This window comes from Pseudoalteromonas sp. 2CM28B (assembly GCF_023161935.1).
On record NZ_JALNTH010000014.1, the window covers coordinates 38,464 to 53,607 of the forward strand.

A 15,144-nucleotide genomic window follows, 5' to 3' on the forward strand; every position below is an offset into this window, starting at 1 on the left:
TAAAATCAGCAGTGTACGTGAGTTAGAGTTCACAAAAAAGAGTCTAAATAGGAATTTCAGGCGGTGCTAACTTTGCTAAGGCGCGTTTTTTCAAAATAATATCTTTTATCAGAGGCGTGAGCACCAGTTCCATCGCGAGACCCATTTTACCACCAGGCACCACTAAGGTGTTTATACGCGACATAAAACTGCCTTCAATCATCCGCAAATAATACGGAAAATCAACATCATCAATCCCTCTAAAGCGAATCACAACAAAGCTTTCATCAAGGGAGGGGATATCTTTCGCGCTAAATGGGTTGGAAGTATCAACGGTGGGGACTCGCTGAAAGTTAATATGGGTACGAGAAAATTGCGGCGTTATATGATTAATGTAGTCATCCATACTGCGCACAATAGAATCCATGACTTTTTCACGAGAATGGCCGCGTTCTGAGGTGTCGCGAATGAGCTTTTGGATCCATTCAAGGTTAATAATAGGCACCATGCCTATGAGTAAATCAACATGTTTAGCAACATCATGATCTTCATCAACTACACCGCCATGTAGACCCTCGTAAAACATCAGGTCTGTATTTTGCTCAAGTTCTTGCCATGGGGTAAATGTCCCAGGTAACTGGTTATAAGGTACGGCTTCATCAAAGGTGTGTAAATAACGACGAAGTTTTCCTTCGCCGGTTTTACCGTATTTAGTAAATAAGTCTTCTAAGGCACCAAAGTCGTTAGCTTCTCGGCCAAAATAGCTAATGTGTTTACTTTCTTGCTGTGCTTCACGAATTTTTTTGTCCATTTCAGGACGTGTATAACGATGAAAGCTATCACCTTCGATAAATGCCGCATTGATATCAAGGCTACGGAAAATATGCTTCACGGCGTTAGTGGTGGTCGTTGTGCCCGCTCCAGATGAGCCGGTGATTGCAATAATAGGGTGTTTAGCTGACATGTTTGTTCTCTTTTTTATGACCCGTTAGTTATAAAGAGTTGACTGACTTAGGTCAAGTGACGTCATCAGTAAATAACGTTATCATGAGGTGCTTAAAATTAAAACGAGAGAAAGCATGAAACTGATTAAACCATTGTTAGGGCTTATAGCTATAAATGCTTTAACGCTAGATATTGCTCAGGCAAGTATGCCTAAAAGCCAAATCTTGCTCGCCGATTTAAATACTCCACATGGTATACGTGTAAGCATTGTTAGTGATAAAACGAGCTATAACAATCAACCCCATTTAACCGACACCGGCCTATACTATACCCGAGAAATAATCAGTAATGACCAGAGTCAAACAGATATTGCGCTTTACAACTTATCATCAAAACAAACGTCTATGGTCACTAATACGCCACAAAGTGAATACTCGCCCACTTTAACACCGGATGGGCAGCACTTATCGGCGATTGTCGTTGAAGACGATGGTAAACAAAAACTATGGCAATATCCGTTGGCACCCGAGTTGGCTGCAAGTCGTATTTTTGATTGGATTGAACCTGTAGGCTATCACGCTTGGGGAAGTAACAACGATTTAGTGATGTTTATTTTAGGCGAACCACACACGCTGCAATATACCTCGGTTGCTGCGGCAAAAGGTGAGGTGGTAGCAAGCGATATTGGTCGTACGCTTATTTATAATAAAGCGCAGGCTGAGTTTTTATTTAGCCATAGTAAACACGGGCAGCATCACTTAGCGCGTTTTGATCCACAAACTAAGCAAGTTACCGATATACTTAGACTGCCAAACCAAGTACAAGATTTCATCTTAAAAGATGAAAATACCATTGCTTACGCAATTAAAAACCGTGTTTACCAGCGCAAATTAACACGTGGCTCTGCTATATCGCAGTGGCTTGATTTAAGCCAATATTGCGATACTGAAATAAGCCGGTTGAGTTATAAAAATCAGCAATTAGCTTTTGTGTGTAGTGAATAAATAAATTTCGGACTTTCACTCATGCATGAGTTAGTCTAGGGTCTGTTGACCTTTGCGGATTACAATTTGTTCAAACTAGGGGCGGTTTAATCGCGGCGCGAGGTTTGTAACCTAGTGGGCTAAGTCAAAACTGAGCAAAGCTTACGCGTCCTGCTCACGCCCCTTACCTACATCCATGTAGGCAACAAAGAGTAAATCGCCCCTAGGCAGAACCCGAAGGGCAGTGCCTGTTTGGCATTGATGCTGCATTATCGCCTATTTATGGGGAATAACCACACCACATAGGCTTTACCTTGCCTAAATACCAAACAGACTGCTGCAAATTCAACCTTGAAAGGTCATCAGACCCTAACTATTAAATAAAAAGGAAAGTCACGTGGCATTTAGTGCAGACGAGTTAACCGAGCAGCTGATCAAACTAGAGTGTAGAAGTAACTTTAAAATAAAAAACATAGCTGAGTATATGCTAGTAAACTCTAAAGAGGCGTTTTACACCCATGCGGAAACAGGTAAAGGTAAAATTGTGATCCGCCCTGCATTTGAAGTGTTTAGCGATGACTTTACTGATATTGATGGGGTTGTGCGTACTCAAGGCTATTTTCATAGCAGTGAAATGACCCGTTTTCCTACCCGTATTTATAAAAGTACGCAGCCTATTCATTATGGGGTAGCCTTTAAAATTAACTCTGAGCAAGCAGCGAAAGAGTTTATAGCAAAGCTAACGATGATTATTGGCGGTTAATAGAGTGGTGCAGGGCTAAAGGCAAAAGGTGCAAGATAAAATCTTTAACCCTTAACCCTTAACCCTTAACCCTTAACCCTTAACCCTTAACCCTTAACCTTTAACCTTTAGTTTATTTACTATTTAAAAAGCTATTGACTGATTTCAGTTCGCGGTTTTTAAGTGCAATACAGTCATTGGTGCTCTCTGCAAGTTTACTTAACGTACGCGCATAACCGGGTACAGCTTCCAGTTTAGCGTCAAAGAAACTTTGCGTTGTAGCTAAACTGTCAGCGTCACAGCTGGCGGTAGTAAAGTAAGGTAAGTTAGGCACAAAAAATGGTGGCAAACTTGCTGTTACTTTATCGTAGTTGCTATAAATCCAATCAATAAACAGTGCTTGGCGTTCATCGGTGTAACTTTGACCCGATAAAATAGTACGCATATCAGAAGCCGTTACTTCGTCTGTTAAGCTATACGCCAGTACCGCTTTTTGTAGTTCAGGTTTACCAAAGTAACCCATTGCTGCCAGCATATTGGTTCGCACTTGTGGATCTTTGGTGGTTTTAAAGGTTGTCATAAACTGATCTAGCAACGCCTTATCCCCATGAAAAGCCGCAAGACGTAAATAAGTAGCTGCTAAATAAGGGTCTACCTTTTGTGGATCGTTTAGGTAAGCTTGTGTTTGCTGTTTGGCTTTATTGATCACATTTTTATCTTCACCATCAAATCCTAAGCGTGATACCACCGCGGCACGAAGTTGAGCTACTGCGCCATCTTCGCCCATTTTTGCTTCTAGGCCATATTTTTTAGCGGCAGGCATCACCGCATTTTGAATAAACGTAGGCCATAAATCTTTATTGCTATCGTCTTTAAAAGTACGCTGCTGTGACGCTAAATATCCTAAAGCAGTATTAGCCACGCGAGGATGACTATCGCTGGCAAAAACTTCAAGCGTTTGCATCAGCTTAGCCGCTGAAATGACACCGGCATCAAGTAGGGCATCTGTTGCCGATAATAGGGCTAAGCGTTCACGGTCGTTTAATACCGTAGCTGCATTATCTATTAGCGCATTAAATTGCGCATCATCCATTACCCAACGGTAATAACCTAGCGCGCCTTGATCTGGATAAATCCACTCTGGTTCAAAGTCTAATGCTAGCGTTTGGCTTTGTTTATTTAATAATACATTGGCTGTTTGTACTTTATCGCCAGCACCATATTTAATTGCAACCGGTACATTCCACAGTTGAGCAGGGGCTTCAACACCGGCATTGGCAAAACGACTTTGCGAAATCGTGATGCTCTTACCTTGCTGCTTAACGTTAATTAGCGGGAATGACGACTGTTCAATAAACGATTTTAAAACGCTCGCTACATCTTTATTTGAAGCCTTACCAAGTGCTTCCCATAAATCGGCAGCTTCTGCATTTTTATAGGAGAATTCTTTTAAGTAGTTCTGAATACCAGCTTGAAATGCCTCTTCGCCAATCCAGTTTTCAACCATCGCCAGTACTGAGCTGCCTTTGCTGTAGGCAAGGCCTAAACCATCCATAATATCGGCTTCGGTTTTAATTGGTTTACGAATTGGCTTAGTGCTTAAACGTGCATCTAACGCCATTACGTTGTTTTGTGGTAAATCTAGGTGTGATTCAAACTCAGGATTAAGCTGCTTAGTAATTTTTGCCGCCATCCAGCTTGCAAACGCCTCGTTTAACCATAAGTCGTTCCACCACTTCATAGTCACTAAGTTACCGTACCATTGGTGAGCTAATTCATGGGCAATAATAGAGACATTACGTTGTTTTTTACTACGCGTTGCAGCTTCTAAATCAACCAGAAGAATATCTTCGCGGTAAGTCACTAAGCCTGAGTTTTCCATAGCGCCAAACGGAAACTCTGGAACAGCCACTGAATCTAGCTTTTTATATACATAAGGAATACCAAAGTAGTCTTCAAGTGCGCCCAGTACTTTAGGCATGTTCTCTTTTGCATATTGCGCTAAATGAATTTTACCTTGTGGGGTGATCACACGCCCAGGAATAGGCATGCCTTTAATTTCTAGCTCTTCAAATGGACCTACAGCCATAGCAACTAAGTAAGATGGAATTGGTGGCGTTTTATCAAAGTAATGGGTGGTCATATCGCCATTCACCGTCGTTTTTAGCTCAGGTGTATTTGAATACACTTTTTGTGAGGTGGGGGCGGTAATGGTTAACTGAAACGGAATTTTATAGCTTGGTTCGTCAAACACCGGAAATGCACGGCGCGCATCACTCATTTCAAATTGCGTGAACAAGTACGGAACGCCTTGATCTAGGGTTTTATATAACCCCACACTCTGGCGGTTATAAGGCGCTGAAAAATCTATTTTTAAGGTGTATTTACCTGGCTGAATTTGCTCTTCACAGCTAAATTTAACTTTACCTGTTTTAAGCATTTCGCTGTTTAAATCACAGTTTTGCTCACCTAGTAGTTGCACCATTTTAGTTGCATAATCAACACCATTAAGTTCAATGTAGTGTGTTGGTTTGAGCACTTCTAAGCTGATCTCGGTCATTCCTGTAAAGGTATCCTGACTTGGGTCGAGCGTTAAAGCGACTTTTTGTGAACTTGGCTTTGCGAGTTTTTCAATGACGAATTCGTTAGCGTGAGCAGCATTCATCGCAAGCGCAACACTCACGGTTAAGAGGCTTTTTAAAAACATAGTTATCCCTAGATTTTTTGTTGTTAGAAACAGTCATATAGACGGCGCTTCATCTTAACAGCTTTTTTTATTAGAGTAAGCGCAGATCGCTAAGGAAAAGAGTAACAAAGTTTGTCAGTGGCTATCTCGGGCTAAAAACCGCTGCCAATGAATATGGGAATTGATAACCCGGATCTGTTGTAGCACCTTATTTAACAAGGCTATATCGTTAAAGTTATCATGAGGGTAATCATTAAAGCCCATTAAGTAATTAAAGCAGTCTTTGTTGCCTGCTTGCAGGGCATAAATACGAATTTGCTGTTCAAAGTTAAGCCGTAAACTACTAATGGCGGTTTTCATACCGAATTGATCCACCGAAGGAATTGCACATTTTTGCAAATATCCTGCGCGTTCACCCTCTCCTGAAAACCATATGCGCACTTTTTCGCTATAGCGCCCTGTTTTAGCGGGAAGATCAAACATTAAACGGGAGTGGTTTTGCGCTTTTACATAAGCTAAATAGTCATTAAATCCGGCACTAATAAGGGCATGATGAACAGGCACTAAACGGGGTTTAATTTTACCGTGGGTATGAAAACTAAAACAGAGTATATTATTTTTAAGTATTAGGTCATCAAGGGTTAAGCAGCCAATTTCATCACTGTAAGCGCCACTGTAATAAGCAATTAAGGGCAGCCAAAAATGCCAGTGTTTAGCTTGTTCGCGGGCAAGCCGTGTATCACTATAAATATATCCGTTATAGAGCGTATGCAGCTCCATAGCTGAAAATGGACGACGACCAAGATGGGTTTTCAACGTATTACCTTGACAGTTTTTATTATTTTTATACCCCAACTAACCGTTGCTGTTAGTTGGGATAATGTCAGCAAACTAACGCCTAAAACTTATTCGCTTAGCGCGCGAGCTAAACCAACTGGTTCAATTTCTACACACACCTGATCGTCATTCCAATTTAAGCCAACCAGAGCATCATCAGATTTAAGGTCTTCAACCCAATCATCTAAAAACTCATCAAGGTTTATTTCTACAGGGCTGTAGTCTTGCCACTCTTCTTTACATTGTGCTTGTGCTGCGTCTTGTGATTCCCACAGTAAAAGTACATCGGTGTCGTCAAACTGATTTGACTCACATACAACAAAGCCACCATCATCGGCACCCAGTGCCCAGATCTGCTCACTAACACGTACTTTTTCTACAAAGCTAACTAGTTGTGATTCAATTTCGATATCGCTCATGTATCCACCTTTTAAAATTTAAGTCGAGGGTTGGTATTTTTAGCCGCTTGACGCTGACTAAACGCTTCATAAAACTTAACTAATTGCGGCTGCGCGCTAAAATCAGTAAGTTCACGAAAGCATATCCAATCAAGTAAGCAGTATAAACTGATGTTGAGGCATTCACAGCTTTTAAATTCATCATCGCATAAATGATTATTTAAATAGTGTAATGTTTGCGCAACTCGCTCATTTTGCAGATTAAAAAACAGCTTATCGGCTTGCGTATCAAATCCAGAACGTTGGCATAACAGTAATTCAACCAATGAATCATTGCAGGCATTGATGCTAGGGCCTGTTGACCTTTACGGATTAAAATTTCTTCAAACTAGGGGCGATTTAATCGCGGCGCGAGGTTTGTAACCTAGTGGGCTAAGTAAAAACCGAGCAAAGCTTCCGCGTCCTGCTCACGCCCCTTACCTACATCCATGTAGGCAACAAAGAGTTAATCGCCCCTAGGCAGAACCCTTCGGGCAGCGCCTGTTTGGCATTAATGCTACGTTATCGCCTATTTATGGGGAATAACCACACCACATAGGCTCTGCCTTGCCTAAATACCAAACAGACTGCTGTAAATTTAACCTTGAAAGATCAACAGGCCCTAATTAAAAAATGCTCTTGAGGCCATGTAAGTGGGGGTTGCTTGGTTTTTTCAAGTAAATAACGCAGTATGGTATTTGAATCACTTAGGGTAAGCGTGTCATCGACCAATATAGGGATTTTGGCTGCTGGATTTTTTGTGACTACCAACGGCCGATCGCCTTTAGAAAAAATATCTAGATTAATAAATTCAAGCGCACAATTGTTTTGTTCTGCCCAGATTCTAATACGGCGAACATAAGGGGAAGGAATAGAGCCAAATAGTTGCATAATGGGGCTTTTGCCAACTCCACATAAATAAAAAGCCGCTGATGCGGCTTTATTAATAAATCGATTTACTTACTCTGAGCGGCTGGTTACTTCTAATAAATGGTAACCAAACTGTGTTTGTACAGGGCCTTGTACTTGATTTAGCGGCGCTGAAAATACCACCTTGTCAAATTCAGGCACCATCATACCAGGGCCAAACTCACCTAATGCACCACCATCTTGACCTGATGGACAATTAGAGTGCAGTTTAGCGAGTTCTGCAAAGTCTTCACCTTGCTCAATTTTATCTTTAAGGTCTAAACATTGTGCTTCACTGTCTACGAGTATGTGCCTTGCACTTGCAACTGCCATAAGTTCTCCTACCTGTAAGTTTAGTTTTTTAAATTTGATAGCAACATCTTAGTAAGGTTAAACTGAAAACACAAAGTTAAAATGCACTTTTGATTGCGCTTTCTAGTTTTGCTGAATCCGGTGCTACGCGGCTGTTAAAGCGCGTAATCGTTTTGCGATCGGCCGATACCACGTATTTATAAAAGTTCCAGTTTGGTGAACTGGTTTGAGCGTTTAAATGTTTAAAAATAGGGTTTGCGTCACTACCACGTACTGCGCTGGTGGCCAGCATAGGGAAGGTAACACCATAATTTACATAACACACTTTTGCGGTATCTTTTTCATCGTTCTCTTCTTGAAAAAAATCATCTGATGGAAAGCCTAATATCACCAAGCCTTCGTCTTTGTATTTATTATAAAGTGCTTCTAAACCTTCAAATTGCGGCGTAAAACCGCAGTTACTCGCAGTGTTAACAATTAAAAGAGGCTGGTTCTTAAAATCACATAAGTTAATGGTTTCAGTTGAGCGCAACTTTCTAAGTGAAACATTCGTGAAGTCATTGCAGGTGTTTGCATCTAATGAAGGGGTGGGCAAGTCTGCGGCATATGTATTTAGCGAAACATAACTTAACGCGAGGGTTAAACCAAGTATTATTTTTTTTATCATGCTATTACCTTAAGTGCGTTATTAGAGTACTTATGTAACTTATCATACGCTACTATAGGCTAAATTGATCAATTTTACTTTATTTTCTATGACTATACGTTTAGCAAAACCTGATGATTTAACTGCCATTGTTGCTATTTACAATGAAACTATCCCTAGTCGAATGGTCACCGCCGATACCGAAGAGGTGACCGTCGCTGATAAACAACCTTGGTTTGATAGCCATACTGCTCAACGCCCTATTTTTGTTTACTGTGAGAACAACCAAGTATTAGCGTGGCTTAGTTATAAATCGTTTTATGGCCGCCCAGCTTACGATGGCACCGTTGAGTTAAGCATTTACATTACGGCAGCAGCCCAAGGAAAAGGGTTGGGTAAAAAGCTGATGCAATTTGCACAACAACAAGCCAAGCAGCTTAATATCGAAGTATTACTTGGGTTTATTTTTAGTCACAACGAACCGAGCATTAAATTATTTAAGCATTTTGATTTTGCAGTATGGGGAGAGCTGCCTAACGTAGCAAGAATGGACAATCAGCTGTACAGCCTAACTATTTTTGGTAAGCATTTAACCTAGTACCATAACAAAAGGAAGCAAAATTCACTTTTACGTAGGTGATTATGCTAAACCAAAAACTCTAGACTATGCTGAAAAGGTGTTTAATTAACTCTTTAAAGTGTGTCTAAATGGCGAGAAAAATACTTATTATTGATAGCAGTAGCATGATTGCTATGCGCTTAAAAGTGTTATTAGAACTAATTGGCTGCCAACTGATGTTGTATCGATAGTTGTTGAGAAAGCGACTTCTCAATCATTTTTTATCGAAATTTTCCGAGAAAACCCATTGTTCGACGCGAAGCGGCGTCGATGGGATGAATCGGAATAGTTAGCCCTGCTCTTGAATGTATTTTCGAATTGTATCAGCAGCCGCATTTCCAACAGAGCAAACTGTCTTTTTAACCCAGAATTGCTTTTTAAACCATTTAAATCTCGACCATAGACTTTGCGTTGTAGATTGTTTAATTCTCCTAACGTAACTCGCAACGCTGATATTGGGAGAAATCGTTAGCAATATGTGTATATGATCTTTGTCCACCTCCATCTCGGATCTGTACTTTAATTGTGGCTTCTCATTTTCTTCTCAGTGTTAAATCAGATATTAGTAAATTATGCACAAAGAGGGCAAAGAGCTCGTAAAGAGAGTGATTACAGACAAAGCTTAAAGGTGCGGGTTACGGGCTGCGAGGCGCGGGGTAAATTCCTTGCTACGATTAGGCAGATAGCTTGTATCAGCGACTTTATGTCGCGTTCTTTTAGGCAATAGGCTTACGCGTCTCTGGGTAGGCCTTTTTCAACAATCCGTATTAGCCGTGCTGTTTTACGCAGCTTTTGTCTTTGTTTATCATGTTGCTGGGTAAGTGCCCATTCTATGTGCTCATTCACCATGTCACTGACCGTTTTGCGTTTATCTTCAAGTGCATGAATAATCGCTGGGCTAAAATCTGCGTTGCCTAAGCCAACCGCTATATTTCGTAACCAACGCTCATGGCCAATACGCCGAATAGGGCTGCCCTCGGTATTTGTTAAAAAGGTAGTTTCATCCCAGGCAAATAACGCGAGTAAGTCTTTATTTTTTAATTGCGTACGGGGGTGGAAGTCTTGCTCGTCGGTAATTTGTCCATAGCGATTCCATGGGCACACTAACTGGCAATCATCGCAACCATAAATGCGGTTACCCATTAAGGTTCGGTATTGCTCTGGAATAGCCCCTTGATGCTCTATGGTTAAATACGATATGCATTTACGTGCATCTACCACATAAGGTTCTACAATAGCGCCGGTAGGGCAAAGGGTTATGCAGGCAACACATTTACCACAACCTTCGAACGTGTTTTCATCATCAATAGGCAGTGGTAAATCTACAAATAACTCGCCTAAAAAAAACCAAGAGCCCGCCTCTTTATTTATCAGTAAAGAATGCTTTCCGCGCCAGCCTAATCCCGCTTTTTCAGCGAGTTGACGTTCAAGTACAGGGGCTGAATCAACAAAAGGCCTAAAGCCATAGTCACCTACCTGCTGTTCAATTTTTTTACCTAATTGCTTGAGCCGATTACGCATTAACTTATGATAGTCACGGCCAAGCGCATAGCGGCTGATATAGGCTTTCTCGGTATTTTTAAGGTTTTTGGCAAAGCCTGAATCTGGCGGCAGGTAATTCATTTTTACTGAAATAACTCGTTGCGTGCCAGGGACTAGCTCGCTAGGGCGGGCGCGTTTCATTCCATGTGCAGCCATGTAATCCATTGAACCATGATACCCTGCATCAAGCCAGCGCTGAAGCTGTGCTTCATGCTTAGTTAAATCAATGTCAGTAATGCCCACTTCACTAAAGCCAAGTTGTTGGCCCCATAATTTTATTTGCTGGGCTAGCTGTTCATAGTTTGGTTTTACGTCGCTCACATACTTCACACAGTTAAATGACAAGCCGCTTAATTTAGCATAATCGCGGCTTGGGTGAAATTGTTATTGCCTAATCTACAAAGCGTTTTAACTGTTGTTGGGTTTGTTGGCTTAGCTTTTGTGATTGTTCAGAATCATGCAGTGCTGTATCTATTTGTTGCTTGGCTTGTTCGCCTAGCGCCACAATTTGCTCAACCGATTCATGCGTTTGGTTTTGGGTATCTTCGAGCAAGTGTACGGCATTGGCTATTTGCTGCAATTGTTGTTGATTATGTTCAAACTCATTGAGCATTTTACCAAACCCATCAGAGGTGGTGTTAATTGATGTTTGCGCATTATTTGAGTGGTTTATTAATTGCTCTGACTCTTTATTCGTTTCATTAACGAGCTCATTCATTTGGATAATAAAATCACTAATTTGGCGTGTTGCGTCGCTTACTTTAACCGATAGGGTACGAACTTCATCGGCAACCACGGCAAAACCTCGCCCCGCTTCACCAGCGCGTGCTGCTTCTATGGCTGCATTAAGTGCTAATAAGTTAGTTTGATCCGAAAACTCTTCAACCATTTTTAAAATACTGCGAATGTTTTCGCTGTTCTCTTTCAAGCCCGCAATCGTTTTAGAAAAACTACCCAGCATTTCATTAATAAGCCTTACCTGCTCAACTAGTTTTGATAGCTCACCAGCAGAGAGCTTTACAAAATTAAGGTGTTCATTATTGACCTGATGTACGTTATCAGTGTTGCTTACTATAGCCTGCAGGCTTTGGGTAATTTGGTTACTGGCATTAATAATGGTGTGGCTTAAATTAATTTGCTGCTCACTCAATTGTTCAGTGTGTTGCATTGATTGCGTTACTTGGCTGTTACTCTGCACACTCTCTTGGGCGCTGGTATAGGTAGTGCTTAATAAACTATTTAAATGGGTAGTAAATTGATTGTATTGCTCACTTAAGTCTCTAAATTCATCAAACGTGAAATGGGGTAATTTGGCTGCTAAATTCGCATCTTGTTGATTAATATTAATGAGCGTATCGCGCATTGCTTTTACCGGGCGCACAATTAAAAAGCGCATATAAAAAATAGTAAAAATAAAGCCTGCAATAATAAGTAGCGCAAGTACCCAAAATAAGCCAGTGCTTTGCTGGTTTTCGGTTAAGCTACTGTGCAACCAAAACAAAGTAATGGCTTGAAATAAAAAAACAAAACTTAAATTCCCAACTATTTTTCGGGTTAAAGTATAAAACAGTGTTTGTTCTAAAAAATTATAAATACGCATGTAGCTACTCATTAAATAGTGGCCTACTAAATTATTGTTTTTATAGCATAAATGGCAATTAAATAATTAGTTATAATTCATTTAATTGCGCTAAATAATGCTTAGTTCGTTCAGGGTCGTTAGTAAAAATACCATCAACACCACAGGCAAGCATCAGTTTAATATCTTCGACTTCATCTACGGTGTAAGCAAATACTTGTAAACCGCGCATTTTGGCATCGTCAACAAACGGTTTGTTCATAAAGTTTTTGTCAATATGAATGCTATAGGCCTGTAAGTCTTGTGCAAACTTTGCATACTGCAATGGAATTGATGCAGTAAGTGCGCCAATTTTAAGCCACGGTAAACGGCTCTTTAGCCAGTGTAGTTGATGATGATTAAATGATGAAACTAAAATATTGTCTGCGGTTATTTTTTTGTTCGCAATGTTACTTTCAAGCACGGTTACAAACTTTTCAAGTTCAAAGGTATGTTTTAGCTCTAAATTGAGTAAGGTTTGGTTATTATTCCAGTTTATTAATTGCTGCAAAGTAGGGATTTGTTCGCCATTTCCGGCATCAAACTGTTTAATTTGCTGGGCACTAAAGTCGCACACTTTGCCTTTGCCATTAGTGGTTCTATCGAGGTAGGTATCATGAATAATAACGTAATCATCAAGCGCGCTTTGTACATCAACCTCAATGCCATCTACATTCGCTTTTAACGCCGCTAAAATGGCGCTTTGCGTATTTTCGGGGAAGTGTGTGCTTGCGCCTCTATGTGCAAATATTTTCATGGCTGCTTTTTCCGTGAAATTGACCAAGTTTCAAAGCACGCAGCACTAACAATCAGTGCGCCACCAATCAGGGTCATCACTGAAGGGCGTTCGTGCAGAATAATTATAGCCAGTATTGTGCCATAAAGAGGTTGTAAGCAAGAAATCAATCCAGCGGTTGCTGCTGATAAATGTTTTAAACTCGCTGCAAATAACGAATGCGGCATCGCAGTAAACACCACACCGGCAATAAGCAGCAATATTAAATCAGTATCATTAATTTCTGTTATGGGCACTTCAATAAAAGCACATAGCATCAGGCTTGCGACTAAGGTTTGGTAAAACATGGTTTGCGGTCCACCATACTCGCTAAAGTAGCGTTTGTGAGTAATATTACGAAGAGCAAAAAATAATGCTGATACCACGCCCGTCAAAACACCTAAAGTGATGTCATCGCCTAAATTAACGTTAGGGATCAATAAATAAATGCCAAAAATCACCACCACAGCACTTATTATATCTTTTGTTTTGGGCTTACTTTTATTAAATAGGGGCTCTAAAAATACCGTGATCACGGGATAGGTAAAAAAGGCTAACATGCCCACGGTAATTCCCGCCAATTGCATGCCTGCAAAATAGGTTACCCAGTGAATACCTACAGCAATGCCTAATAAAATGGCAATCACATAATCTTTAGCGCGATGCAGCTTAATTGGTTTTTTTTGCAAAGACAGTAGCACACAAATTGCCAGCCCAGCGATAGCCGCACGATAAGCGGTAATATCTAATGCACTCAAACCAATTAGCTTTGCGAATAAGGCGGTGCCGCCAAATAAAAGTACGGCAATGTGTAAGTAAATTAAGCTTTGTTGTTGGGACTGCATTAAATTTCCTGGTCACTTTTTTGGCTATATTAGCATTGCTTTTACACTCAGAAGATGAATTTTTCTATTTCATGACAAATGTCAGCCAAGTTAATGACACTTCACACTATTATCTATTTACCCACTGGCATAGTTACCTTACTTATATTGGAGGGTGTTATGAATTCTTTAATTTTAACAAGCTTAAGCATTAGCGATTTTTTAGAAACACTAAGTTTTACTATCACTTATGTCGATTGTTTTATGTTCGTATGCATTTTTATGTTATTTGTATTTATCGAAATTTTCCGAGAAAACCCATTGTTCGACGCGAAGCGGCGTCGATGGGTAGTTCACAATTATAAAAGTAATGAAAAGTGCTAAAAGCGCAGCTAAAAGTACTAAATGAGGGTCTAATGACAGCATTAATAGAAATGACCACGCAAGGAAGCACGGCTATCCTTACTATGAATACAGCAGAAAACCGCCATAATCCAACCTTTATAAACGAGTTTAATCAACACCTAGATACGATTGAGGCTAACGAGCATATTAAAGCGGTGGTGCTAACCTCAAGTAGCGATAAAAGTTGGTCGTTAGGCATTGATCTACAGTGGATGGCCAACCCTGACAACACACCACAAATAATTGCCGATTTCATGAACTCGATAGGTGCCTTGTTTAAACGTATCGTTACTTTTCCTATGCCTATTATTGCCGCGCTAAACGGCCACACTTATGGTAATGGTTCGGTGTTGGCATGTGCCTGTGATTTTAGATTTATGAAATCAGACAAAGGCTTCTTTTGTTTCCCCGAAGTCGATGTATTAGTGCCGTTTGTACCGTCTATGTTTCCTATTATTAATAAAGCCATAAATCAGCAGTTTTTTAATCGTTTAGCCATGACCGGTGAGCGTGTTGATGCGCAAAAATTATTACAACATAACGTAGTAGAGGCCACCTTTGCTGATGAGCAAGCCTTGCAAACGGGTGTGTTAGAGTTTGCGCAAAGCTTTAATAAAAATCGCTGGATATACTCTCAAAATAAAAGCCAAATGAACAAACCAATACTCGATGTTATGGCTGCACAAGATGCGGCTTTTATTGAAAACATCAGCGCGCTATTGTGGAAGAAACTACAGCAAAAGTAAGCTGTTTTTATAAAAGTGAGTAAATTAACTACAGTTAATTTACTCACTTTCATGTGCATTAATTAAGTAGGTGTTAAGTGTTATTTAGCTACATTGCTACAAAATGCAAAAGGTAATAACGCTTTATTAAAAGTTTAAT

General features: G+C 40.3%; 16 protein-coding genes and 1 pseudogene. 4 read left to right on the plus strand and 13 right to left on the minus strand.

Annotation, left to right across the window (positions count from 1 at the left end; translation table 11 throughout):
- Nucleotides 1–43 precede the first annotated feature (43 nt).
- Nucleotides 44–943, minus strand: a complete 900-nt coding sequence (locus MTN96_RS18260; protein ID WP_248532450.1) for a phosphoribulokinase — start codon at nt 941–943, stop codon at nt 44–46.
- A gap of 115 nt (nt 944–1,058) precedes the next feature.
- Here MTN96_RS18260 and MTN96_RS18265 point away from each other — a divergent pair, with 115 nt between their 5' ends.
- Nucleotides 1,059–1,928, plus strand: coding sequence for a hypothetical protein (locus tag MTN96_RS18265; RefSeq protein WP_069440105.1), 870 nt, complete (start codon nt 1,059–1,061; stop codon nt 1,926–1,928).
- A 376-nt stretch (nt 1,929–2,304) separates the two neighbouring features.
- Nucleotides 2,305–2,670, plus strand: a complete 366-nt coding sequence (locus MTN96_RS18270; protein WP_036981345.1) for a hypothetical protein — start codon at nt 2,305–2,307, stop codon at nt 2,668–2,670.
- Nucleotides 2,671–2,782: 112 nt separating this feature from the next.
- Here the strand turns inward: MTN96_RS18270 and MTN96_RS18275 are convergent, their stop codons facing one another.
- The 7 genes and pseudogenes from MTN96_RS18275 to MTN96_RS18305 form a co-directional block, all read right to left on the minus strand.
- Nucleotides 2,783–5,356 carry a M1 family metallopeptidase gene (locus tag MTN96_RS18275; protein ID WP_138627619.1) on the minus strand — a complete coding sequence of 858 codons (2,574 nt, stop codon included), beginning with the start codon at nt 5,354–5,356 and terminating at the stop codon, nt 2,783–2,785.
- Nucleotides 5,357–5,470: 114 nt separating this feature from the next.
- A complete protein-coding gene (locus tag MTN96_RS18280) occupies nt 5,471–6,151 on the minus strand; it encodes a hypothetical protein (protein ID WP_069440107.1) in 681 nt (226 codons plus the stop codon).
- An 89-nt stretch (nt 6,152–6,240) separates the two neighbouring features.
- Nucleotides 6,241–6,591 carry a DUF2750 domain-containing protein gene (locus tag MTN96_RS18285; RefSeq protein WP_013464070.1) on the minus strand — a complete coding sequence of 117 codons (351 nt, stop codon included), beginning with the start codon at nt 6,589–6,591 and terminating at the stop codon, nt 6,241–6,243.
- A gap of 11 nt (nt 6,592–6,602) precedes the next feature.
- Nucleotides 6,603–6,920 (minus strand): annotated as a pseudogene (locus tag MTN96_RS18290) (glutathione S-transferase family protein); the annotation flags it as partial.
- A gap of 301 nt (nt 6,921–7,221) precedes the next feature.
- Nucleotides 7,222–7,500 (minus strand): glutathione S-transferase family protein, encoded by a 279-nt coding sequence (locus tag MTN96_RS18295; RefSeq protein ID WP_069440108.1) that lies wholly within the window; start codon nt 7,498–7,500, stop codon nt 7,222–7,224.
- 69 nt (nt 7,501–7,569) lie between these two features.
- Nucleotides 7,570–7,851 carry a peptidylprolyl isomerase gene (locus MTN96_RS18300; protein ID WP_008114778.1) on the minus strand — a complete coding sequence of 94 codons (282 nt, stop codon included), beginning with the start codon at nt 7,849–7,851 and terminating at the stop codon, nt 7,570–7,572.
- A 76-nt stretch (nt 7,852–7,927) separates the two neighbouring features.
- Complete coding sequence (locus MTN96_RS18305) at nt 7,928–8,497, minus strand: glutathione peroxidase (protein WP_248532451.1); 570 nt, start codon at nt 8,495–8,497, stop codon at nt 7,928–7,930.
- 88 nt (nt 8,498–8,585) lie between these two features.
- Between MTN96_RS18305 and MTN96_RS18310 the strand changes: the two genes are divergently transcribed.
- A complete protein-coding gene (locus MTN96_RS18310; protein WP_013464075.1) occupies nt 8,586–9,074 on the plus strand; it encodes a GNAT family N-acetyltransferase in 489 nt (162 codons plus the stop codon).
- 310 nt (nt 9,075–9,384) lie between these two features.
- Here MTN96_RS18310 and tnpA read toward each other — a convergent pair whose 3' ends face one another.
- From tnpA to MTN96_RS18335, 5 genes are all read right to left on the minus strand, one after another.
- Complete coding sequence (gene tnpA / locus MTN96_RS18315) at nt 9,385–9,600, minus strand: IS200/IS605 family transposase (RefSeq protein ID WP_248532452.1); 216 nt, start codon at nt 9,598–9,600, stop codon at nt 9,385–9,387.
- A 224-nt stretch (nt 9,601–9,824) separates the two neighbouring features.
- The gene (gene queG, locus MTN96_RS18320; protein WP_016899494.1) at nt 9,825–10,958 is read right to left on the minus strand and encodes a tRNA epoxyqueuosine(34) reductase QueG; all 1,134 of its coding nucleotides are present in this window, start codon (nt 10,956–10,958) and stop codon (nt 9,825–9,827) included.
- A gap of 70 nt (nt 10,959–11,028) precedes the next feature.
- A complete protein-coding gene (locus tag MTN96_RS18325) occupies nt 11,029–12,249 on the minus strand; it encodes a methyl-accepting chemotaxis protein (RefSeq protein ID WP_248532453.1) in 1,221 nt (406 codons plus the stop codon).
- A 58-nt stretch (nt 12,250–12,307) separates the two neighbouring features.
- Entirely contained in the window at nt 12,308–13,012 is a 705-nt protein-coding gene (locus tag MTN96_RS18330) for a glycerophosphodiester phosphodiesterase family protein (RefSeq protein WP_069440113.1), read from the minus strand.
- On the minus strand, nt 13,009–13,875 hold the full coding sequence (locus tag MTN96_RS18335; protein WP_036981361.1) for a DMT family transporter: 867 nt from the start codon (nt 13,873–13,875) through the stop codon (nt 13,009–13,011). Before MTN96_RS18335 ends, MTN96_RS18330 begins: the two co-directional genes overlap by 4 nt.
- A gap of 395 nt (nt 13,876–14,270) precedes the next feature.
- Here MTN96_RS18335 and MTN96_RS18340 point away from each other — a divergent pair, with 395 nt between their 5' ends.
- A complete protein-coding gene (locus tag MTN96_RS18340; RefSeq protein WP_248532454.1) occupies nt 14,271–15,005 on the plus strand; it encodes an enoyl-CoA hydratase/isomerase family protein in 735 nt (244 codons plus the stop codon).
- Nucleotides 15,006–15,144: the final 139 nt, after the last annotated feature.